We start from the raw sequence: 21,113 nt of genomic DNA, 5'->3' as shown, positions 1-21,113 counted from the left end.
CGTCGGGGTCACGGGGGTCGGGTCCGGACCCTCCGTCGTCGGAAACGGCCCGGAGTGCCGAACCCTCGCAGTCTACGGGGCCTTGAAGCCGCGGTGGAGGGCCACGATGCCGCCGGTCAGGTTGCGCCAGGCCACCTTCGTCCAGCCGGCCTGCTGCAACTCGGCGGCCAGCGAAGGCTGGTCGGGCCAGGACCGGATCGATTCGGCGAGGTAGACGTACGCCTCCGGGTTCGAGGACACCTTGGTGGCCACCGGCGGCAGCGCCCGCATCAGGTACTCGGTGTACACGGTGCGGAACGGCGTCCAGGTCGGCGTGGAGAACTCGCAGATCACCACCTTGCCACCGGGCTTGGTGACCCGGAGCATCTCGCGCATCGCGCCCTGGTGGTCCTGCACGTTGCGCAGCGCGAAGGAGATCGTCACCGCGTCGAACGACTCGTCCGCGAACGGCAGCCGGGTCGCGTCGCCGGCGGTCAGCGCCAGTTCGGGGTGCCGGCTCTTGCCCTCGGTCAGCATCCCGATCGAGAAGTCGCACGGCACGACGTCCGCGCCGGCCTCCAGGAACGGCAGCGAGGACGTCCCGGTGCCCGCACCGAGGTCCAGGATGCGCTGGCCCGCGACGGCCCCCACCGCATCGGCCACCGCGCGGCGCCACAGCCGGGCCTGGCCCAGCGAGAGCACGTCGTTGGTGCGGTCGTACTTGGCCGCGACGTCGTCGAACATGGCGGCGACATCGTGCGGCTGCTTGTCCAGATGGGCTCGGGTCACGCCCCCATTCTTAACCCAGCCCCCCGGACGACCGTCACCAGGGCTCACCGCAGCGCGCGGCGGCCCCCCTTGCGGCGCCGACGCGACCGCTTCCCGTGCGTCAGCGCGGGCATCCCCTCCGCCGCGAACGCCACCGTGATCCCGGCCGCCCCCGCCTGCCCGTCCGCCGGGTGCGCCCGCCTCAGCCGCCGGATCCGCAACACGCACACCAGGCACAGCAGCACCGCCACCGGCACACTCGTCTGCGCCAACCCGACACCCACCGGCTGCGGATACCGCTTCCCGCACACCCGCACCGCACCCGCGTCGTCCGCCGCCCGCTCCAGACAGATCGGATCGCCGACCTTCGCGCCCTCCGGCAGCCACAGGTCCGCGGCCGTCAGCTTCCGCCCGTCCGCGAGATAGCTCACCTGGCTGTACGTCCCGCTGCCACCCGGCAGTTGGGTCACCGTGCCCTCGACCCGCACCGGATGCGCATTGATCCGGTCCGCCTGGTCCGCCTGCCGCCACCCCAGCAGACACATCGTGACGGCCACCACGGCACTCAGCACCGCCCCCACGTACCACCCCCGGCCGGACCTGGTCCGCGAATAATCGGAGGTGGCGGGTCGCATGCGTCCTGTTCCTGACTCGGCGAAGTACTGAATCGGGATCGTAGCCGCTGGTAGGCCATCAGGTCACGATGCGTCAGGATTTGGGGTCAACGACCAGGGGCCAGGGGAACGGCGAGGGCGAGTCCGCGGAGGATCAACAGGGTGCGAAGAGGTCCCGTCGTTTCTGGCCCCCGCCTTTGACCCGCCGCAGCCACGACCCCCCGCTGTCTCCGACCACCCACAGCCCGGCCCGGCCGTTCCTCGGGCCCCTGACTTTCCTCACCTTCTGCGAAAAAGCAGCCGTCCGCCGAGGACCGTCGCCAGGCAGCTCGCCCCGGTCTCCAGCTCCTCCAGCGTCCGGGCGTCGAACACCGCGAAGTCCGCCGCCCCGCCGACCGTCAACGGCCCGTGCACGGCAGCGCGCAGCGACTGACCGTCCAGCGGATCGAGCTCCCCCGCTTCCCCGGCCCCCGGCAGCGCTCGCAGCCCGGACCGCGCCACCGCGGTCCGCACCGACGCCCGGTCGAACGGGCCCGTCACGGCCGTCGCGCCGAACCCGAGCATCCGCTGGAGGCCCCGACGGGCGCTCCCGCCCCACCGTTCCTCGCTCAACTCGCCGGACGGCAGCAGCGGCTGGTCCCCCAACTCCTCGCGCGGGTCCGGGTGGTAGGCGCTCTCCAGCAGCCACCGCCCGTGCCGGTTGACCAGCCCGGGCACCAGCACGCCGTCCCACTCACGCATCCTGGCCGACCCGGAGGCCAGCTCGGCGAACGGCCCGATCGCGGCGACGGTCGTCCCGTCGACCAGCACCGCCCCGTCCACGATCGACGGGGCGGCAGGGTCGGCAGGGGCGGCCACGACCTCGCGGGCGCGATGAAGCGTCAGCACGGGACAGTGGTCAGTTCGTGGCCAGGATGGTCAGTTCGGGGTGCGCGGTGCCGCCCTCGATCGCGGTGGAAGCGATGTGCGAGGCGACTCGCGGGTCCACCGGGTCGTTGGCGGGGTCGTCCAGGACGCGCAGGTGCTGGTACGTGGTGGAGCGCTGGGCGGGGACGCGGCCGGCCGTGCGGATCAGGTGGATCAGCTCGTGCAGGTTGGAGCGGTGCTTGGCGCCGGCCGCGGAGACCACGTTCTCCTCGAGCATGACCGAGCCGAGGTCGTCCGCGCCGTAGTGCAGCGACAGCTGGCCGGCCTCCTTGCCGGTGGTCAGCCAGGAGCCCTGGATGTGGGCGACGTTGTCGAGGAACAGGCGGGCGATGGCGATCATCCGCAGGTACTCGAACACCGTGGCCTGGGTGGAGCCCTTCAGGTGGTTGTTCTGCGGCTGGTAGGTGTAGGGGATGAAGGCCCGGAAGCCGCCGGTGCGGTCCTGCACGTCGCGGATCATCCGCAGGTGCTCGATCCGCTCGGCGTTGGTCTCGCCGGTGCCCATCAGCATGGTGGAGGTGGATTCGACGCCGAGGCGGTGCGCGGTCTCCATGATTTCCAGCCAGCGCTCGCCGGACTCCTTCAGCGGGGCGATCGCCTTGCGCGGCCGCTCCGGCAGCAGCTCGGCGCCGGCGCCCGCGAACGAGTCCAGGCCGGCGGCGTGGATCCGGGTGATCGCCTCTTCGATGGAGACGCCGGAGATCTTCGCCATGTGCTCGACCTCGGAGGCGCCCAGCGAGTGAATCACCAGCTCGGGGAAGCGCTCCTTGATCGCGGAGAAGTTCCGCTCGTAGTACTCCACCCCGTAGTCGGGGTGGTGCCCGCCCTGGAACATGATCTGGGTGCCGCCGAGCTCGACGGTCTCCGCGCAGCGGCGCAGGATCTCCTCGAGGTCCCGCGACCAGCCCTTGTCGCTCTTCGGCGGGACGTAGAACGCGCAGAACTTGCACGCCGTCACGCAGACGTTGGTGTAGTTGATGTTCCGTTCGATGATGTACGTGGCGATGTGCTCAACGCCCGCGTACCGCCGCCTGCGCACCGCGTCGGCTGCCGCGCCGAGCGCGTGCAGCGGGGCCGAACGGTACAGCTCCAGCGCCTCTTCGGCGGTGATCCGGCCGCCCTCGGCCGCACGGTCCAGAACGGCCTGCAGCTGGGCGGCGGAAAGGTTCTGCTCGGACACCTGGCGGGCCTGCTTTCATCGTCGGAGGGGCGTCCCGCCCAGACTACGCCAGGGCATTTCCGCCCCTGCTCAGCCCTACTGCTGCTTCAGCAAGTCCCCTTCCGGGTCGGTGCCGAGCTGCGCCCCGGTGACCGACACGTGCAGGCCCGCACCGTTGTCCCGGACGGTGTACGTCTGCGTCTCGGACACCACGCCGCACCCGGACTGCGGACCGTCCAGCCGTTCCCGCAGGGTGATCGTCCGGGCGTCGGCCGACACCAGGGTCAGCACGCCGCGGCAGACGGTGCTGCTGAACGCCGAGGCGTTGCTGGTCCGTCCGACGTCCTCGCCGACCTTCCCTGCGGTGAAGGTGGCCGTGAACGTGGACGGCAGCGCGACCACCTTGGTGGTGATGGTGCCCTTCCAGGTGCCGAGGAACGCGCCGGGAAGCGCTTTCCCGTTGCTTGCCGGACCGGAACTGCCGCCGGACGGCGGGCTGCTACTGGCCGCGCCCGACGGAGGAACCGGCGCGGCAGGAGACTGCGTGGCGCCCGGCGTCCCGGACTGCCAGGGCAGGTTCCCGGTCGCGGCCAGCCCGCCGTACAGCGCGCCCAGCAGCACCACCCCGGCCGCCACCGCCATCCACACCCGGCTCCGCCGCCCGCGTTCCAGCTGTTCCGTCACCGCGCCCGGGGCGACCCGCGCCGCCCCGCCGTCCAGCGCGGTGGGCACCCGGTCCACGACGGCGGGCGTCGCCGGGCCGGCGACGCCAGGCGCACCGTCGGCCTCCAGGTCGAGCAGCTCGACGGCGGCGCGGCCGACCGCCGCGGCCAGTGGGCCGGGCAGCCAGGTCTCGGGGCCGACGGCGGCGGCGCCGGGGGCGAGCCGGGCGCGCAGTTCGGCGGGGGTGGGGCGGCGGTCCGGGTCCTTGGCCAGGCACTCCGTCACGATCTCGCGCAGCTCACCGTCCAGGCCGCGCAGTTCCGGTTCCTCGTGGAGCACCCGGTAGAGCAGGACGGCGGCGCTGACGCCCTCGCCGAACGGGGCGGTGCCGGTGGCGGCGAAGGCGAGCAGGGCGCCCAGCGAGAAGAGGTCGCCGGCCGGTCCGACCGGCGAACCGGCGGCCTGCTCGGGCGACATGAAGCCGGGCGAGCCGACCACGTACCCGCTGTGGGTGAGCGAGGCGGCGGCGTCCAGCGCCCGGGCCACCCCGAAGTCGATCAGCCGGGGGCCGTCCAGGGTGAGCAGCACGTTGGACGGTTTGACGTCCCGGTGCACCAGGCCGAGCGTGTGCACCTGGTCCAGGGCCTCGGCCAGCCAGGCGCCGAGGGCGTGCACGGAGGGGGCGGGCAGCGGGCCGCCGGTGTGCACGGCGGCGCCGAGCGAGGGGCCGGCGATGTAGCCGGTGGCCACCCAGGGGCGGGGGCCTTCGGTGTCGGCGTCCAGGACGGGCGCGGTCCACCGGCCGCCGACCTTGCGGGCGGCGGACACCTCCTGGCGGAACCTGGCCCGGAACTCCGGGTCGTCGGCGAGTTCGGGGCGGACGGCCTTGACGGCGACGGTCCGCCCGCCCGCCGTCCGGCCCAGGTAGACCCGCCCCATGCCGCCGGCGCCGAGCCGCCGCAGCAGCCGGTAGTCGCCGATCGTCGACGGGTCGTCAGCCGTCAGCAGCTCCATGACCGTTCCCCCTCCGGCGCCGGCCGCCGCCCCTCGACCTCCGGCGAAACCCACCAGGACCGGTGCGATCATCCCAAAATGATCGGAGGTCCGGCGCGTCAATTCTCAGGCAGGAACGGCCGTTTCGGCCCCGACCGGCTCCAGCAGCCGGATCTCCACGTCCGGCGCGAAGCCGCTGTCGTGCGCGACCCGGCGGGCGAACTCGGCCAGACCGGCCAACTGGCGCTCGCCCAGCGAGAAGTCCAGCGCCTCGCTGAAGTACCGCTCCAGCAGCGGCGCGTCGAACTCCTCCCAGCGGGCGGCCTGTTCGGCGACCTTGGCGGCCTCGGTCAGCGAGAGGTCGCGGGACTCCAGGAACGCCCGGTGCACGGCGGCGGTCAGCTCCGGGTGCTGCTCGACGTACTCGCGGCGGGCGGCCCAGACCGCGAACACGAAGGGCAGGCCGGTCCACTCCTTCCACATCGCGCCGAGGTCGTGCACGGCCAGCCCCTGCCGGGGGGCCTGCTCCAGCGAGGCGCGCAGCGCGGGGTCGCCGATCAGCACGGCGGCGTCGGCCTCGGCGAGCATCGCGTCCAGGTCGGGCGGGCAGCTGAAGTACTCGGGGCGCACCCCTTCGCGCTCCTCCAGCAGCAGCCGGGCCAGCCGGACGGAGGTGCGGCTGGTCGAGCCGAGCGCGACCTTGCGGCCACCCAGTTGGTCCAGCGGGACCTTGCTGACGATCACGCAGGACATCACCGGGCCGTCGCTGCCCACCGCGATGTCGGGGAGGACCACCAGCCGGTCGGCGTTGCGCAGGTACTCCACGCAGGTGATCGGGCCGAGGTCGAGTTCGCCGGCCACCAGCCGGTCGCTCAGCTTCTCCGGGGTGTCCTTGGTGAGGTCGAGGTCGAGCAGGTTCCCCGTGCGCGCCAGCCCCCAGTAGAGGGGAAGACAGTTGAGGAACTGAATGTGTCCGACCCGCGGCCTGACCGCGGCCGCCGGCCGTTCGGCTTCCCGACTGCTCACCGTGTACTCCCTTGCCGTTGGTGCTCTCCGGGCAGCGTATGCCTGCCGCTCCGGGGGGCTCGCACCCGGTGCCCGACACACCGTTCGGGGGCGCTCCGACATGCTCTCCGACACGCTCTCCGACACCTCCGTCGGCCCCTGGTCGGGGCCGCCACCGCGTGCTACCGTTCACACCAGTTGCAGTTTGATTCCCCTTGCAGTACTTGGAGCCTGCGGAGCATGTAACCGCGGGCTTTTTGTAATTTTTCAGCAGTATCAGGCATCAATTGAGCATTGATTGAGCACTGTGCGAAAAAACTCCGGGCTCGTCCGGAGGCAGGGCGATCAGCGCAGCGGACCCGGGCGCCACAAGGTGTGGTGTCCACTACGTCCCTTGCAAGGAGAACGGTATGGCGACCGGAACCGTCAAGTGGTTCAACGCCGAGAAGGGCTTCGGCTTCATCGCCCAGGAGGGCGGCGGCCCCGACGTCTTCGTCCACTACTCCGCCATCAACGCGAGCGGCTTCCGCTCGCTGGAGGAGAACCAGGCGGTCAGCTTCGACGTCACCCAGGGCCCGAAGGGCCCGCAGGCCGAGAACGTCGTCGCTATCTGACATCTCTGCACTTCTGATCGCTCACGGCCCCTCGGGTCCGTATGAGTTGAAGTCCCCAAGGGGGCCCGCCCATCGGCGGGCCCCCTGCCTTTTCCGCCCGAATTTCCCCTCCCGACACATTCCGTCCGCATTCCGGACGCATTTCCGATAAACCTCCGGCCCCACCGCGGGAGCGGCCCCGACCCCGCTATCCGGGCCGCGGCCCGACGGGGGGATCATCGAGGCATGCACCGCCTCCGATCCGCCCACCGCACCCTCGACCGCACGCTGCGCCGGATCGGTATCGACACCTATCTCCTGCTGCTGCTCGGCACCGTCCTGCTGGCCACCGTGCTGCCCGCCCGGGGCGCCGCCGCGAATGCCTTCACCGGCGGTGTGCACCTCGCCGTCGGCCTGCTGTTCTTCCTGTACGGCGCCCGGCTCTCCCCGCAGGAGGCGCTGGCCGGTGCCCGGCACTGGCGGCTGCACCTGCTGATCCTCGGCTGCACCTTCGTGCTGTTCCCGCTGCTCGGCGAGGCCACCCGGCTGCTGCCCGACGCGGTGCTGCCGCCGGAGCTGTTCACCGGCGTCCTGTTCCTCACCCTGCTGCCGTCCACCGTGCAGTCCTCGATCGCGTTCACCTCGATCGCCGGCGGCAACGTGGCCGCCGCGATCTGCGCCGCGACCTTCTCCAGCCTGCTGGGCATCGTGCTGACCCCGCTGCTCGCCGCCTGGCTGCTCTCCGGCGCGTCCGGCGTCTCGGTGGACGGCGGCCAGGTGCTGGACGTGGTGCTGCAGTTGCTGGTCCCGTTCGCCGCCGGTCAGCTGCTGCGCCGCTGGGTCGGGCCGTGGATCGCCCGGCACCGGCTGGCGACCCGGCTGGTGGACCGGGGTTCGATCCTGCTGATCGTCTACAGCGCGTTCGGCGAGGGCGTCCGCGAGGGCATCTGGAGCCGGGTCACGGTCGGACAGTTGCTGGCTCTCGTGGTGCTGTCCTCGGTGCTGCTGGCCACCGTCCTCGGCTTCACCCACGTGGCCTCCCGGCGGCTCGGCTTCGCCCGCCCGGACCGGATCACCATCCAGTTCTGCGGCTCCAAGAAGTCCCTGGCCAACGGCCTGCCGCTGGCAACCATCCTGTTCCCGGCGGGGGCGGTCGGGCTGACGGTGCTGCCGCTGATGCTGTTCCACCAGATCCAGCTGATGGTCTGCACCGTCCTCGCCCAGCGCTGGGCGAGGAATGTCCCTGACGGGGCATCAGCTACTACGCTGCCCGGGTGACCTCACTGCCGGACACCCCGCAGACCCGGGTCGGCTCCGCCGAGCGCGACGCCACCACCGAACGCCTCCAGCAGGCGTACGCCGAAGAACGGATCACCCACGAGGAGATGGAGCAGCGCCTGCAGCAGGCGCTCACCGCCACCACCCGGGCCGAACTCGACCTGGTCACCGCCGATCTGCCCGCGGACCGGCCGGTCGGGGACGACACCGCCACCATCGCCACCGGCGGCGGCCGGATCGTCCGCCGCGGCGCCTGGCGGGTGCCCCGCGTCCTGAAGGTCGCCTCCCCGTTCGGCAAGGTCCGGCTCGACCTGTCGCACGCGATCATCGACCACCCGGTGGTCGACATCGAGCTCGGCCTGGGCTTCGGCCGCACCACCATCACCGTCCCGCACAACGCCACCGTCGACGTGTCCGGCGTCCAGGGCGGCTGGAAGGACGTCCGCTACCGGCCACCCCGGCACGCCGTCCCGGGCGGCCCGCTCATCCGGATCACGGGCACCCCCGGCTTTGGCCGCCTGCGCGTCCGGCACGCCCGCGGCCGCTGACCTGCGCGGCCGGCCACTCCGAAGCCGGCCGTTCAGAGCCAGCCGCGTTGCGCCGCCTTGATGCCCGCCTCGAACCGGCTGGCCGCGCTCAGCCGCTCCATGATCGACGCCATGTGCCGGCCGACGGTGCGCGAGGAGATGCCCAGCCGCTGCCCGGCGGTGTCGTCGGTGAGCCCGGTGCCGAGCAGCCGCAGCAACTCCCGCTCGGTGGGGGTGAGTCCGGTGGCGGGGTCGTCGGGGGTGGCGGCGCCGAGCGGGACGGCGGTGTTCCAGGCCTGCTCGCAGAGGTCCGCCAGGGCGCGCAGGATGCCGGGCTCGGTGACGTGCAGCGCGCCCTTGCGGTTGTCGTCCGGGTCGATCGGGACGAGCGCCTCCCGCCGGTCCACCAGCACGATCCGCTGCGGGATGACGGGTGCGGTGCGGACCTCGCCGCCGCGGCTGAGCAACCAGTGCGCGTATCCGGACACGTGCGGCTGGCTGCGGGTGGAGTCCTGATAGAGCGTCCGGACGGCCACCCCGCGGTCGAGCACCTCGGCATCGGCGGGCCGGGACGCGTCGAGGTCCTCCGCGAACTGCTGGCCCGGCTGGCTGCTGAGCACCTCGACGGCGGCGGCGCGCCCCATCCGCTCCAGCCGACGGTGGATGGCGTCCATGCCGGTGAGCCGCTCGCCGTGCGCGGCGTGGTGCTCGGCGCGGTCGGCGACCATGCGGGTGACGGCGGCCCGGGAGGCGGCCAGCGCGGCCTGCCGGGAGGCGAGTTCGGCCTCCTGCCGGGCCAGCATGTCGGCCAGGCCGATCGACGGGTCGACCGCGCGCATCCGGCCCGGCTGCTCGGCGGAGGCGCGGACCAGCATCAGCGCGCCGAGCTCGTCCAGGCTGTCGTGGACGTCTCCGGGTGTCAGGTCGCAGCGCACTGCCACGTCGGTCACCGAATCGGCCGGGTGGTCGAGCATGGCCTGATAGACCCGACCGGCACGGGCCGACAGTCCGAGTGCTTCCAGCATGAGTACCCCCTCCAGGTGGCGGACGTGCATGCCTCGTGAGCTCCCCCACACGAAGCGTCACGGAATCCTCTCAGCACAGAGAATCGCTCACAAGATCGAATATGTGGCATTGCTGAGCTCTCGCACCGGATGCCGGAAGGATCCTGCGTGTGCGGCACATCACCGTTGCAGCCGATATGGCCGCATTGCGGGGAGACTATTGACATGGACATGCCCCCGTGTCCGAAGTCGGACAGGCGGATTGGGGACGGCCCGGAAGCCTTCTCGACGGGCGGCCGGGCGACGAGAGTAGTCATCGCCGCCAGGGAGAACCGGCCGGGCGGCGAACCGGAGAGCGCGTCAACCGCGGGACGCCTCCACGGGAACGACCAACCCCTTTGCCGAAACCGACAGTTGAGGAGAAATCGATGCTTCGCAACCACTTCGCCAAGGCCGCCGCGGTCCTGCTCGCCCTGGGCGCCCTGATCACCGCCCCCGCCGCCCTGGCCGCCGCCGACTCCGCCCCGACCACCCGCACCACCGTCGCCGACGGCCCGATCGACGGCAGCCTCGGCTGGGGCGGCAACATCGTCAGCGGCGACAGCCTCGGCTGGGGCGGCAACATCGCCCAGGGCGACAGCCTCGGCTGGGGCAGCTGACCCGATGGAAATCGTCTACGCCAGCCTGCATCGCAGAAGCACCACCGACCCGGTCCCGCCCAACGAGGTGGGCGAGGTCCTCGGCATCCTGTGGGCGCACGCCCGCCCCGAGGAGAACCTCGAACACGTGAGCGCCCGCAGCGAGCGCGACCGCCTCGATCTGCTGCTCTACCTGCTCACCCCCCGGCCCGGCGCCGCCACGCCACCACCCGTGGCCGCCGCCCACAGCCTGCTCGTCCGCAGCCACCAGGCCTCCCCCGTGCTGCGCCGACGCTTCCAGGCACCGACCCCGGATCCCGTTCCGACCGAGCACTGAACTCCCGTACCAGGCAAGCCCGTTCGCACAACCGACCGCTGACCCTGCAGGACAGCCGTCCGCCCGCGCACGTCGCCCCTCGGGGGCATCGCCCGTCAACCGTTCGATGCCACAAGGAGATCCGTCATGCCCGCCGCCACGTCCAAGCTCGCCCGCGTCGCCCTGGCCACCGCCATCGCCGCCTCGGGTTCGGTCGCCGCCACCGCTGTCACCCTCGCCACCGCCACCACCGCCCGGGCCGCCTCGGCCGTGGACGGCCAGATCGCCACCGGCGTCTGACCCGGCAACACCGCGGCCACCGGACCTCGCCACTTCCGGGCGTCGACGCCCGCCCCGCCCGGGCACTGAACTCCCACACCGGGCACCGACGTTCGCGCATCCAATCGCAGCATCCGCACCTCCCCCGCGCCACGCCGACGCTTCCTGGCGCGGCACGGGAATCCGCCCCGCCCGAGCGCTGAACTCCCGCGCCGGGCAAGTCCGTTCGCTCACCCGCGCAGACCCGACCGCTGGCCCTGCAGGACAGCCGTCCGCCCGAACACGCCGCCCCATCGGGGCGCAGCCCATCAATCACCCATCGCCACAAGGAGATTCGCCATGCCCGCAAACGCGTCCAAGCTCGCCCGCCTCGCCCTGGCCGCCACCGTCTCGCTCTCCGGTGCGGTCGCCACCACCGCCGCCACGGCCGTTTTCGGCGCCACCTCGGCGCACGCCGCGACCACGTCCTCGGTGGACGGTCCGATCACCCGCAGCGAGATCATCCAGCGCGCCCAGTATTGGCTGGGCAAGTCGATCCCCTACAACCAGGGCGGCTCGTACGGCGACTCCTCCGGCCGCAGCTACCGCACCGACTGCTCGGGTTACGTCTCGATGGCCTGGCACCTGGGTTCCAGCCTGAGCACCCAGACCCTGCCGGGCGTCGCCACCGAGATCTCGCGCAGCGACCTCAAGCCGGGCGACATCCTCAACAGCTTCTACGACCACGTGCTGCTGTTCGAGAAATGGGACGACGCCGCGCACACCACCTTCTCCTACTACTCCTTCGGGTCCACCCCGGTGAAGCACGTCACCGGGCAGTCGATCAACGCCGCCACCTTCGACTCGCACCCCAACGGCGACTACAAGGCCCTGCGCTACAAGAAGGTCATCAACGGCAGCGCCGGGACCGAGTCGGGCGGCGTGGGCCGGGCCCGGTTCGCGGACTTCGACGGCGACGGCAAGGCCGACTACATCGTGGTCGAGGACTCCGGCGCGATCCGGGTCTTCCTCAACAAGGGCGGCGACGGCCACGGCGGCTGGCAGGACCTCGGCCAGGTCGCCTCCGGCCTGACCAGCGACAAGTCCCGGGTCCGGTTCGCGGACTTCGACGGCGACGGCAAGGCCGACTACATCGTCATCCAGCCGGGCGGCGCCGTCGGTGTGTTCAAGAACAACGGCGGCGACGGCCGCGGCGGCTGGCAGGACCTCGGCCAGGTCGCCACCGGCCTCACCACAGACCCCGACCAGGTCCGGTTCGCGGACTTCGACGGCGACGGCAAGGCCGACTACGTCATGACCCAGGCCGACGGCTCGGTGGGCGTCTTCCGCAACACCAACGGCGCCGGCGGCTGGCAGGACCTCGGCAAGGTCGCGGGCGGCGTCACCTCCGACCGCTCCCGGATCCGCTGGGCCGACATCAACGGCGACGGCCGGGCCGACTACAACATCATCAACCCGGACGGCTCGATCACCAGCTACACCAACAACGGCGGCGACACCGGCGGCGGCTGGACCCTGCGCGCCAAGATCGCATCCGGCCTGACCACCAACCAGAATGTCGTCCACTTCGCCGACGTCACGGGCGACGGGAGCGCCGACTACCTGGTCGTCAACGGCCCGACCAACGCCTTCGCCTACAACGGCGGCGACGACACCGGCGGCGGCTGGATCGACCTCGGCCAGATCGCCGCCGGCGTCTGACCCCCGCAGCACCGCATCGCCGCAGCGCCGGCCCGCCGTCCCCGCCCGGGGAGCGGCCGGCCGGCGCCGCCCTCCGACCGCACCCGTACGAGCCGAAGGACATCGCTGTGAAGCGCCCCACCTCCCTCGCCCTGGCCGCCGCAATCGCCGTGGGCGTCCTCTCCGCGACGGCCACCCCCTCCTCCGCCGCCACCGTTCCGCCCACCCCGGCCCCGCTGCGCGTCATGCCGCTCGGCGACTCCATCACCGCGGGCGTCGGCAGCACCTCCGGCGCCGGCTACCGGCTGCCGCTCTACAACACGCTGTCCGGACAGTCCCGTTACCGCTTCGACCTGGTCGGCTCCTGGTCCGGCGGCGCGGTCGGCGACCCGGACAACGACGGCCACAGCGGCGCCCTGATCGACGAGATCACCCAGAACATCGACAGCTGGCTGGCCGGCGCCCAGCCCGACGTGGTCCTGCTGCACCTCGGCATCAACGACCTCGACCGCGGCGACCGGACCCACGCCCCCGACCGGCTCGCCGCCCTGGTCGACCGGATCGCCGCCGACCGGCCCACCGCGACCGTGCTGGTCCAGGGCCTCATCCCGACCACCGGCCAGCTGGAGAGCGCCGCCCAGACCTTCAACGCCGCCGTCCAGGCCCAGCTCCAGAGCCGCGCCGACGCCGGCCGCAAGGTCCGCTACCTCACGCCGCCCGCGCTCACCACCGCCGAGATGAACGACCGTCTGCACCCCAACGACAAGGGCTACGCGCGGATGGCCCAGGTCTTCACCGCCGGCCTCGACCAGGCGTTCACCGACGGCCTGGCCGTCCGCCCCGCCGCCCCGCGGGCCGGCACCGAGTCGGGCGGCGCGGGCCGGGCCCGGTTCGCCGACTTCGACGGCGACGGCAAGGCCGACTACATCGTGGTCGAGGACTCCGGCGCGATCCGGGTCTTCCTCAACAAGGGCGGCGACGGCCACGGCGGCTGGCAGGACCTCGGCCAGGTCGCCACCGGCCTCACCAGCGACAAGTCCCGCGTCCGGTTCGCCGACTTCGACGGCGACGGCAAGGCCGACTACCTCGTCATCCAGCCGGGCGGCGCGGTGAACGTCTTCCTCAACAAGGGCGGCGACGGCCGCGGCGGCTGGCAGGACTACGGTCAGGTCGCCAGCGGCACCACCAGCAACCCCGACCAGGTCCGGTTCGCCGACTTCGACGGCGACGGCCGCGCCGACTACGTGACGATCGGCGACGACGGCGCCGTTAACGTCTTCCTCAACCGCGGCGGCGACGGCCACGGCGGCTGGAACGTCCAGGGCAAGGTCGCCGGTGGCGTCACCACCGACCGCTCCCGGGTCCGCCTCGCCGACGTCACCGGCGACGGCCGCGCCGACTACAACGTCATCAACCCGGACGGCTCCATCACCAGCTACACCAACAACGGCGGCGACGGCCACGGCGGCTGGACCCTCCGCCCCAAGATCGCCGCCGGCCTCACCACCGACCAGAACACCGTCCACCTCGCCGACATCACCGGCGACGCCCGCGCCGACTACCTCATCGTCAACGGCCCCACCCGCGCCTTCGCCAACAACGGCGGCGACGACACCGGCGGCGGCTGGACCGACCTCGGCCAAATCGCCACCGGCGTCTGACCCCCACCCAGCAGAACGGCCCGCACCCCCGGGAAGGGGTGCGGGCCGTCGGGCGGTCAGAAGTCCGAGGTGTCCACCCGCAGCCCGAACGGTTCCGGCAGCTCGACCGGCTCCCCGAACGGCAGCGGCCCCACCGTCCGGGTGTACCCGAGCGGCCCCGGCTCTGAGAACAGCGTGCAGGCCCGGTCCCGGCGGTCGATCAGCAGATAGAGCGGAGCCCCGTACTCGGCGTACCGCCGCCGCTTCACCACCCGGTCGGTGTCGCCGTTGGAGTCGGACGTCACCTCGACCACCAGCAAGGTCTGGTCGGGGAGCAGTGCGCCGCTGCCCTTGGCCAACGGGGTGGGTACGACGGCCACGTCCGGGATGAACCAGTTGCTGGACCCTGGAAGATCGAGATCGCCCGCGCCCATCACACAGTCGAGCGCGTGGACCTTGTCGTTCAGTTGGCGGCGCACATGACTGGCGATCGCCTCGTGGTCCCACCCCGGTGCCATCGGCTCGATGACCCCCTCAATGATCTGGACGCGTTCACCGGCGTGATGCTGGATCGCGTACTTCAGGGCCTGTTCCGGATCGACCGAGTTGTACGGCAGTTCGCTGGGCAGAGCACTCATCGACCCCTCCTTCGTCGGCTCCACGCTACCGATCGTCCCTGCTCGTCCCAAAGAAATCTCACCCCAACGAGCGACGGCCCGCACCCCCGGGAAGGGGTGCGGGCCGTCGGGCAGGGTGTGTGTCAGGCGGCGGCCGGAACCGCGGCGGGACGGTCCTCGGTGAGGAGGTCGCCGGTGGGGCGGTTGTAGGCGGTGAGGTCGAGGGTCTTCTCGCGGGCCGAGACCAGGATCGGGACGACGACCTGACCGGCCACGTTGGTGGCGGTGCGCATCATGTCGAGGATCGGGTCGATGGCCAGCAGCAGGCCGACGCCCTCCAGCGGGAGGCCCAGGGTGGAGAGGGTCAGGGTGAGCATCACGATCGCGCCGGTGAGGCCGGCGGTGGCCGCGGAGCCGATCACCGAGACGAAGGCGATCAGCAGGTAGTCCTTGATGCCGAGGTCGATGCCGTACACCTGGGCGACGAAGATCGCGGCGAGCGACGGGTAGATCGCGGCGCAGCCGTCCATCTTGGTGGTAGCGCCGAACGGCGCGGCGAACGACGCGTACTCGGACGGGACGCCGAGGCGCTCGGTGACACGACGGGTGACCGGCAGGGTGCCGACGGAGGAGCGGGAGACGAAGGCCAGCTGGATCGCGGGCCAGGCGCCCTTGAAGAAGTTCAGCGGGTTGAGACCGGCGACGAAGCGCAGCAGCAGCGAGTAGACGCCGAACATGACGATCGCGCAGCCGACGTAGACATCGATGGTCAGGGTGGAGAAGGGCTTGAGCAGGTCCCAGCCGTAGACGGCAACGGACTTGCCGATCAGGCCGAGGGTGCCGAGCGGGGCGAGCCGGATGACCCACCACAGGGCGGTCTGGACGAGTTCGAGGATCGCCTCGGAGAGCTTGCGGACCGGCTCGGCCTTGTCGCCGAGCTTGAGCAGGGCCGCGCCGACGACCACGCCGAGGAAGACGATCTGAAGGACGTTCACCTTCAGGAAGGCGTCGGCGATGTTGGTCGGGATGATGCCGGTCAGGAAGTCGACCCAGCTGCCGCCCTTCTCCACGCCCTTGACGCCGGCGGTGGAGAGGTTGGCGCCCTTGCCGGGGTCGGTGAGCAGGCCGAGGCCGAGGCCGACGGCGACCGCGATCAGCGAGGTGGCGAGGAACCAGAACAGCGTGCGGACGGCCAGCCGGGCGGCGTTGGTGACGTTCCGCAGGTTGGCGACCGAGACGATGATCGCGGTGAAGACCAGCGGCGGGACGGCCAGCTTGAGCAGCTGGACGAAGGTCTTGCCGATGGTGTCGAGGGTGGTCTTCAGCCAGGACACGTCGCCGGACCGGGCGATCCAGCCGAGCAGCAGGCCGAGGACGAGGCCGCCGACGATCTGGACCCAGAACGGGGTGCGTCGGATGCGTCCCAGCAGGGTGGGCGCGGGCACGGGCGCGGTGGACATGGGTGTGCGACTCCGGTGAGGTGCGGGGGTGGGGTGAGGGGCGGAGGCGGCGGCACGCCGGACGCGGGCCGGGTGGGGAGACCCGGGAGCCGACAGCGGAGCTGTCAGCGCGTCAGGAGCGGCGTGCCGCCCGCATACAGCCGCCGGAGCGACAGCGGCACGGGCCGTCCACGGCACCGGGCAGACGCGGGCAGCGGGACATGAGCGGGGTGCTCGTCCCGGTCTGGCGCGCGGCGTCTGCGGTGGTCATGCCCCGTAGATTAGCAACAAACCTTTGAGATGTTCAAAGTACTTGTTTGAGATCGTTCTCGAACCACCCTTCACTGACGGATCATCAGCTCGAACGGCCCGCGGCCTGCAGCTTTGACGCCCCTCTGGTTATACGTATAACTTGAGGCTTCACCGAGACCTCGCCAGAAGGACGCCCATGGGCTACGCCGCACTGCTCCGCGCCCCGCACGTCACCCGGCTGCTGGTCGGCACCCTGATCGGACGACTCCCCGCCGGCATGACCGCACTGGTGATCGCCCTCGCCCTGCGCGAAGCCGGCACCCCGTACAGCCGGATCGGCCTGGCCACCGCCGCGTACGCGATCGCCGCCGCGATCGGCGGCCCCATCCTCGGCCGGATCGTCGACCTCACCGGCCAGCCCCGCGTCCTGCTCGCCTCCGCCACCCTGGCCGGCGGCGGCTACGCGCTGCTCGCGCTCGCCCCGGGCTCCCCCGTCGCCGCCCCGCTCGGCGCCGCGATCGCCGGCCTGTGCATGCCGCCGCTGGAACCCTGCCTGCGCTCCCTCTGGCCCGACGTCGTCGAGGAGAAGCAGCTCGACACCGCGTACGCCTTCGACTCCGCCTCCCAGCAGATCCTGTACGTCGCCGGACCGCTGGCCGTCGCCGGACTGGCCGCCGCGTTCTCGCCGTCCACAGCCCTGTGGACGGCCGCCGCGCTCGGCCTGCTCGGCTCGCTGGTGGTCGCCACCACCGCCCCCGCCCGCCACTGGCAGGCCCCGCCGCGCGCCGAATCCGCCGGGCTGCTCGGCCCGCTGCGCTCCCCCGGCCTGGTCCTCCTGCTGCTCGGCCTGGCCGGCACCGGCTGGGCGGTCGGCGCGCAGAACGTGCTGTTCATCGCCTACGCCGAACGCCACCCGGGCGGCCTGCCCGGCGGCGCCGGCACCCTGCTGGCGCTGGCCGCACTGGCCGGCCTGCTCGGCGCGCTCGGCTACGGCGCCGCCACCTGGAAGGCCGACACCGCCACCCGCACCTGGATACTCGCGCTCGGCATGGCCCTCGGCTACCTGCCGCTGCTGCTCCTGCCCGGCCCGCTGCCGATGGCCGCGCTCGCGTTCCTCTCCGGCCTCGGCCTGGCCCCGCTGCTGGCCGCCGCGTTCATCCTGGTCGCCGAACTCGCCCCGGCCGGCACCGTCACCGAGGCGTTCGCCTGGCTGGTCACCCTGTTCGCCACCGGCAACGCGGCCGGCTACGCCGTCTCCGGCGCACTGGTCGACACCTCCCTGCACGCCGTCGCCCTCTGCGCCGTCGCCGGCTCCGCCCTCGGCGGCCTGCTGCTCCTCACCACCCGCCACCGCCTGCGCCCCGCCCAGGTCGCGCTGGCCGCCTGAAACCGCTCGCCCGCACCGCCCGCGGCCTGCTTGGATGCGCCGCATGACGAACTTCCAGCTGCCCGCGGGCTACACGGTCTCCACCGATCCGGCGCTCCTCGACCGGGAGTCGGTGCACCAATGGCTCTCCGAGGACGCCTACTGGGCCCTCGGCCGGCCCCGCGAGAAGCAGGACCGGGCGATCGACCACTCCCTCAACTTCGGCCTGTACGAGGAGACTTCCGGCGCCCAGGTGGGCTACGCCCGGGTGGTCACCGACCGGGCCACCTTCGCCTGGCTGTGCGACGTGTACATCGCCCCGCCGGCCCGCGGCCTGGGCCTGGGCACCGCCCTGACCGCCGCCGTCCGCGACGAGCTGGCCGCACTCGGACTGCGCCGCCTGATGCTGGCCACCCGGGACGCGCACGAGGTGTACGCCAAGGTCGGGTTCAACCCGCTCGCGCTACCGGAGAAGTGGATGGTGCTCGGCGAGCAGTAGCCGCTCAGGCCGGCGCCGTGGACCGCCGCACCACCAGCGTGGTCGCCAACGGGTCGGCCGGTGACGGCAGTTCACCGCCCAGCAGGGCCACCAGGGTGGCCAGGCCGGTCCGGCCGAGCTGTTCCCCCGGCAGATCGACGGTGGTCAGCGGCGGGCTGAGCAGCTCCGCCACCGGAATGTTGTCCATGCCGACCACCGACAGGTCGCCGGGGATCCGCAGCCCCAGCTCGTTCGCCGCCTGGTACAGCCCGGACGCCACCACGTCGTCGTCGCACACCACGGCGCGCGGCCGGTCCGGCCCGGCCAGCAGCTCCCGGGCCGCCCGCGCCGCCTCCCGGTTGCCCTCGTTCAGGCTGACCGCCCGCTCCTGCACGTCCAGCTCCGCGGCCGCCGCCGCGAACGCCGCCTGCCGGACCCGGAAGGTGTACGCCGAGTGCACCGAACGCAGGTAGCCGATCCGCCGGTGCCCCAGCGCCGCCAGGTGGTCGACGGCGGCCCGCATGCCCGCGGTCAGGTCCAGTTCGACGGTGGGGCGGCCGGGGTTGGCCGCCGGGTCGGCGTCCAGGAACACCGCCGCCGTGTCGGCGGGCAGCCCCCCGAGCTGCTTGTCGTCCGGGGAGCAGATCAGCATGCCGTCGAAGCGGCCCGCGGCCGCGGCCTCGGCGAGCGTCGCCGCGTCCCAGCCGCTGGAGACCACCACCGAAAGACCGTGCCGGGCCGCCTCCTCGTGCACGCCCGTCAGCACCCGGCCGAAGAACGGGCCGAGCAGGTTCGGCACCGTCAGCAGCACCATGCCGCTGCGGCCCAACCGCAACTGCCGGCCGGCCGCCTGCGGGCGATAGCCCAGCTCCCGGGCGGCATCGGTGATCCGCTGACGGGTGGCGTCCGAGACCCGGTGCCCGGCGCTGCCGGAGAACACCAGCGAGACCGTCGCCTGCGACACCCCCGCCAGCCGGGCCACGTCCCGCCCGGTCGGCCGCCGCCGCGCCCCCTCGCCGGACCCGGAGTCCGACACGCCGGTCAGCCGGCCTGCGCCTGCCGGGCGGCAGCGGCCCGGGCCGCGTCGTCCGCCTCGTCCTCGGCGGCGTCCCGGACGACGGAGCGGGCCTTGCGGTTGTCGATCCGGTTCGCGATCTGCGCCGACATCTCGTCCCGCTGCTTGCTCAGCACCACGTAGCTGATCGCCGAGGACGCCACCATCGCCAGCGCGAACAGCAGGATCAGCCCGAGGTCACCGACCACCGGAATCACCCCGAAATGGGCCAGCAGCAACGCGACCAGCAGGCAGGCCAGAAAGATGCTCGCCCGCAGCGAGGTGTAGCGGAGCGTCGCGTTGATCTTGCTGCTCACCGGGGATCGTCCTTCACTGCCGGGTCGCACCACAGGGCACGAGGGGGTAATGGCCCTCCCAGTGAAGCACGACCTCACATCTTTCAAGCGCAGAGGGGAGCCCCGCCAGGGCCTGAGGCCCGCCGCAGTCACGACCCCCCGCTGTCCCCGACCGTCAGCAACTCGCCCTCGCCGTTCTCCCCCAGCCCTGGGGGCTGGGAGGTGCCCCCACGAGCCCCTGAAGCCCTGAGCGCGACGCAGCACCCCACCGCCACCACACACAACACCCCCGCCGCGTACCAAGTCGCGTCGTAGTTCCCGAAGCTGTCCCGAGCCAACCCGGCCAGCCCGGCAACGATCGCCGCCCCCACCTGGTGCGCCGCCAGCACCCACCCGAAAACGATCGGCGCATCCGCCCCGAAGTGCCGCCGGCACAGCGCAACGGTCGGCGGCACGGTCGCCACCCAGTCCAGCCCGTAAAAAACGACGAAGGCGAGAATCGGCGGCCGCAGGCTCTCCCCGAACAGCGAGGGCAGCAGCACCAGCGAGAGACCCCGCAGACCGTAGTAGGCGATCAGCAGCCGCGTGGAGTCGAACCGGTCCGTGAACCACCCGCTCGCGATCGTCCCGACCACGTCGAAGACCCCGATCAGCGCCAGCAGCGAGGCCCCGGTGGTGACGGGCATGCCGTGGTCGTGGGCGGCGGGGATGAAGTGGGTGCCGACCAGACCGGCGGTGGTCGCACCACATATCGCGAAGGAGGCGGCGAGCAGCCAGAACGCCCGGCTGCGGGTGGCCCCGCGCAGCACTCGCAGGGAGCGAGCGATCGCCGAGCCGTCGACCACCTGCGGCGCGGGGGCCTCGGTGGCCCCGTACGGCAGCAGCCCGAGGTCCGCGGGGCGTTCGCGCATCAGGATCAGTACGGGGACGGCGACGGCCGTGGCGGCAAGCGAAACGACCACCACCGCCGTCCGCCAGCCCTGGTGTTCGACGAGCGCGGCGAGCACCGGCATGAAGATCAGGTTGCCTGCCGCGCCGGCGGCGGTCAGCACGCCGGTCACCAATCCCTGCCGTGCCTGGAACCACCGTCCGGAAATCGTGGTGGCGAACGCGCCGGCCATCGAGCCGCTGCCGAGTCCGACCAGGACGCCCCAGCAGAGGATCAGCTGCCAGGAGGCGGTCATCAGGACGGTGAGTCCGGCGCCGACGGAGATGGTGAGCAGTGCGCAGACCACCACCAGCCGGACGCCGAAGCGGTCCATCAGGGCGGCGGCGAACGGGGCGGTGAGGCCGTAGAGGGTGAGGTTGACGGAGACGGCGCTGGAGATGGTGGCGTGCGACCAGCCGAACTCGTTGTGCAGGGCGTCCATCATCAGGCCTGGCGCGGAGCGGAATCCGGCGGAGCCGACCAGGACGACCAGCGAGACGGCTGCGACGATCCAGGCGTAGTGCAGGCGCGGGGCGGGCCGTGGCGGGGCCGGGTCGGCGACGGGCGTGGTGGTGAGTTCGTTCACCCGCCGAGTCTGCGGTTCCCGGCCCCGCCCGCAC

The 21,113-nt window shown here is 72.3% G+C and carries 22 protein-coding genes; 10 read left to right on the top strand and 12 right to left on the bottom strand.

The window, feature by feature from the left end; genetic code table 11:
* Window positions 1–72 precede the first annotated feature (72 nt).
* The 6 genes from ACGFWJ_RS08910 to ACGFWJ_RS08885 form a co-directional block, all read right to left on the bottom strand.
* Window positions 73–768: a demethylmenaquinone methyltransferase gene (locus ACGFWJ_RS08910; RefSeq protein ID WP_387638426.1), complete on the bottom strand. Its 696-nt coding sequence runs from the start codon at window positions 766–768 to the stop codon at window positions 73–75.
* A 44-nt stretch (window positions 769–812) separates the two neighbouring features.
* Window positions 813–1,382 carry a hypothetical protein gene (locus ACGFWJ_RS08905; RefSeq protein WP_392946791.1) on the bottom strand — a complete coding sequence of 190 codons (570 nt, stop codon included), beginning with the start codon at window positions 1,380–1,382 and terminating at the stop codon, window positions 813–815.
* A 258-nt stretch (window positions 1,383–1,640) separates the two neighbouring features.
* Window positions 1,641–2,249, bottom strand: coding sequence for a hypothetical protein (locus ACGFWJ_RS08900; RefSeq protein ID WP_392946788.1), 609 nt, complete (start codon window positions 2,247–2,249; stop codon window positions 1,641–1,643).
* 10 nt (window positions 2,250–2,259) lie between these two features.
* Window positions 2,260–3,468 carry a cyclic dehypoxanthinyl futalosine synthase gene (gene mqnC / locus ACGFWJ_RS08895; protein WP_387638433.1) on the bottom strand — a complete coding sequence of 403 codons (1,209 nt, stop codon included), beginning with the start codon at window positions 3,466–3,468 and terminating at the stop codon, window positions 2,260–2,262.
* A gap of 75 nt (window positions 3,469–3,543) precedes the next feature.
* On the bottom strand, window positions 3,544–5,124 hold the full coding sequence (locus tag ACGFWJ_RS08890) for a serine/threonine-protein kinase (RefSeq protein WP_392946785.1): 1,581 nt from the start codon (window positions 5,122–5,124) through the stop codon (window positions 3,544–3,546).
* Between the two features lie 105 nt (window positions 5,125–5,229).
* Window positions 5,230–6,129 (bottom strand): menaquinone biosynthetic enzyme MqnA/MqnD family protein, encoded by a 900-nt coding sequence (locus ACGFWJ_RS08885; RefSeq protein WP_392946783.1) that lies wholly within the window; start codon window positions 6,127–6,129, stop codon window positions 5,230–5,232.
* A gap of 389 nt (window positions 6,130–6,518) precedes the next feature.
* Here ACGFWJ_RS08885 and ACGFWJ_RS08880 point away from each other — a divergent pair, with 389 nt between their 5' ends.
* The 3 genes from ACGFWJ_RS08880 (at window position 6,519) to ACGFWJ_RS08870 (ending at window position 8,527) form a co-directional block, all read left to right on the top strand.
* Window positions 6,519–6,722 carry a cold-shock protein gene (locus ACGFWJ_RS08880; protein ID WP_031063656.1) on the top strand — a complete coding sequence of 68 codons (204 nt, stop codon included), beginning with the start codon at window positions 6,519–6,521 and terminating at the stop codon, window positions 6,720–6,722.
* 225 nt (window positions 6,723–6,947) lie between these two features.
* A complete protein-coding gene (locus ACGFWJ_RS08875) occupies window positions 6,948–7,979 on the top strand; it encodes a bile acid:sodium symporter family protein (RefSeq protein ID WP_392946779.1) in 1,032 nt (343 codons plus the stop codon).
* A complete protein-coding gene (locus ACGFWJ_RS08870) occupies window positions 7,976–8,527 on the top strand; it encodes a DUF1707 domain-containing protein (RefSeq protein WP_392946777.1) in 552 nt (183 codons plus the stop codon). The genes ACGFWJ_RS08875 and ACGFWJ_RS08870 overlap by 4 nt, the downstream gene beginning before the upstream one ends.
* Window positions 8,528–8,559: 32 nt before the next feature.
* On the opposite strand, the gene ACGFWJ_RS08865 is transcribed toward ACGFWJ_RS08870, so the two are convergent.
* Window positions 8,560–9,531: a LuxR C-terminal-related transcriptional regulator gene (locus tag ACGFWJ_RS08865; protein WP_392946774.1), complete on the bottom strand. Its 972-nt coding sequence runs from the start codon at window positions 9,529–9,531 to the stop codon at window positions 8,560–8,562.
* 407 nt (window positions 9,532–9,938) lie between these two features.
* Here ACGFWJ_RS08865 and ACGFWJ_RS08860 point away from each other — a divergent pair, with 407 nt between their 5' ends.
* The 5 genes from ACGFWJ_RS08860 to ACGFWJ_RS08840 all read left to right on the top strand — a co-directional run bounded on the left by ACGFWJ_RS08860 (window position 9,939) and on the right by ACGFWJ_RS08840 (window position 14,084).
* The gene (locus tag ACGFWJ_RS08860) at window positions 9,939–10,169 is read left to right on the top strand and encodes a hypothetical protein (protein ID WP_392946772.1); all 231 of its coding nucleotides are present in this window, start codon (window positions 9,939–9,941) and stop codon (window positions 10,167–10,169) included.
* A 4-nt stretch (window positions 10,170–10,173) separates the two neighbouring features.
* The gene (locus ACGFWJ_RS08855) at window positions 10,174–10,485 is read left to right on the top strand and encodes a hypothetical protein (RefSeq protein ID WP_392946769.1); all 312 of its coding nucleotides are present in this window, start codon (window positions 10,174–10,176) and stop codon (window positions 10,483–10,485) included.
* A 126-nt stretch (window positions 10,486–10,611) separates the two neighbouring features.
* A complete protein-coding gene (locus ACGFWJ_RS08850) occupies window positions 10,612–10,764 on the top strand; it encodes a hypothetical protein (RefSeq protein WP_392946766.1) in 153 nt (50 codons plus the stop codon).
* A gap of 318 nt (window positions 10,765–11,082) precedes the next feature.
* Window positions 11,083–12,444 carry an FG-GAP-like repeat-containing protein gene (locus ACGFWJ_RS08845; protein ID WP_392946764.1) on the top strand — a complete coding sequence of 454 codons (1,362 nt, stop codon included), beginning with the start codon at window positions 11,083–11,085 and terminating at the stop codon, window positions 12,442–12,444.
* A gap of 107 nt (window positions 12,445–12,551) precedes the next feature.
* Complete coding sequence (locus ACGFWJ_RS08840; RefSeq protein WP_392946761.1) at window positions 12,552–14,084, top strand: FG-GAP-like repeat-containing protein; 1,533 nt, start codon at window positions 12,552–12,554, stop codon at window positions 14,082–14,084.
* 56 nt (window positions 14,085–14,140) lie between these two features.
* Here the strand turns inward: ACGFWJ_RS08840 and ACGFWJ_RS08835 are convergent, their stop codons facing one another.
* Window positions 14,141–14,701 carry a Uma2 family endonuclease gene (locus tag ACGFWJ_RS08835; RefSeq protein WP_392946758.1) on the bottom strand — a complete coding sequence of 187 codons (561 nt, stop codon included), beginning with the start codon at window positions 14,699–14,701 and terminating at the stop codon, window positions 14,141–14,143.
* 122 nt (window positions 14,702–14,823) lie between these two features.
* Window positions 14,824–16,140 carry a dicarboxylate/amino acid:cation symporter gene (locus ACGFWJ_RS08830; RefSeq protein WP_387638464.1) on the bottom strand — a complete coding sequence of 439 codons (1,317 nt, stop codon included), beginning with the start codon at window positions 16,138–16,140 and terminating at the stop codon, window positions 14,824–14,826.
* 427 nt (window positions 16,141–16,567) lie between these two features.
* On the opposite strand from ACGFWJ_RS08830, the gene ACGFWJ_RS08825 reads away from it, so the two are divergent.
* Entirely contained in the window at window positions 16,568–17,758 is a 1,191-nt protein-coding gene (locus ACGFWJ_RS08825; RefSeq protein WP_392946755.1) for an MFS transporter, read from the top strand.
* 43 nt (window positions 17,759–17,801) lie between these two features.
* A complete protein-coding gene (locus tag ACGFWJ_RS08820; RefSeq protein ID WP_387638469.1) occupies window positions 17,802–18,236 on the top strand; it encodes a GNAT family N-acetyltransferase in 435 nt (144 codons plus the stop codon).
* A gap of 4 nt (window positions 18,237–18,240) precedes the next feature.
* On the opposite strand, the gene ACGFWJ_RS08815 is transcribed toward ACGFWJ_RS08820, so the two are convergent.
* From ACGFWJ_RS08815 to ACGFWJ_RS08805, 3 genes are all read right to left on the bottom strand, one after another.
* Entirely contained in the window at window positions 18,241–19,251 is a 1,011-nt protein-coding gene (locus tag ACGFWJ_RS08815; RefSeq protein WP_387638472.1) for a LacI family DNA-binding transcriptional regulator, read from the bottom strand.
* Between the two features lie 5 nt (window positions 19,252–19,256).
* Window positions 19,257–19,586 (bottom strand): DUF4229 domain-containing protein, encoded by a 330-nt coding sequence (locus tag ACGFWJ_RS08810; protein WP_387638475.1) that lies wholly within the window; start codon window positions 19,584–19,586, stop codon window positions 19,257–19,259.
* Between the two features lie 128 nt (window positions 19,587–19,714).
* Window positions 19,715–21,079 carry an MFS transporter gene (locus ACGFWJ_RS08805; protein WP_392946751.1) on the bottom strand — a complete coding sequence of 455 codons (1,365 nt, stop codon included), beginning with the start codon at window positions 21,077–21,079 and terminating at the stop codon, window positions 19,715–19,717.
* Between the last annotated feature and the right edge of the window lie 34 nt (window positions 21,080–21,113).

It is taken from the genome of Kitasatospora sp. NPDC048407, from assembly GCF_043200475.1.
GTDB lineage: Bacteria > Actinomycetota > Actinomycetes > Streptomycetales > Streptomycetaceae > Kitasatospora.
The sequence above is the reverse complement of the archived record's forward strand: the minus strand, read 5'-3'. Positions and strand labels throughout refer to the sequence as shown.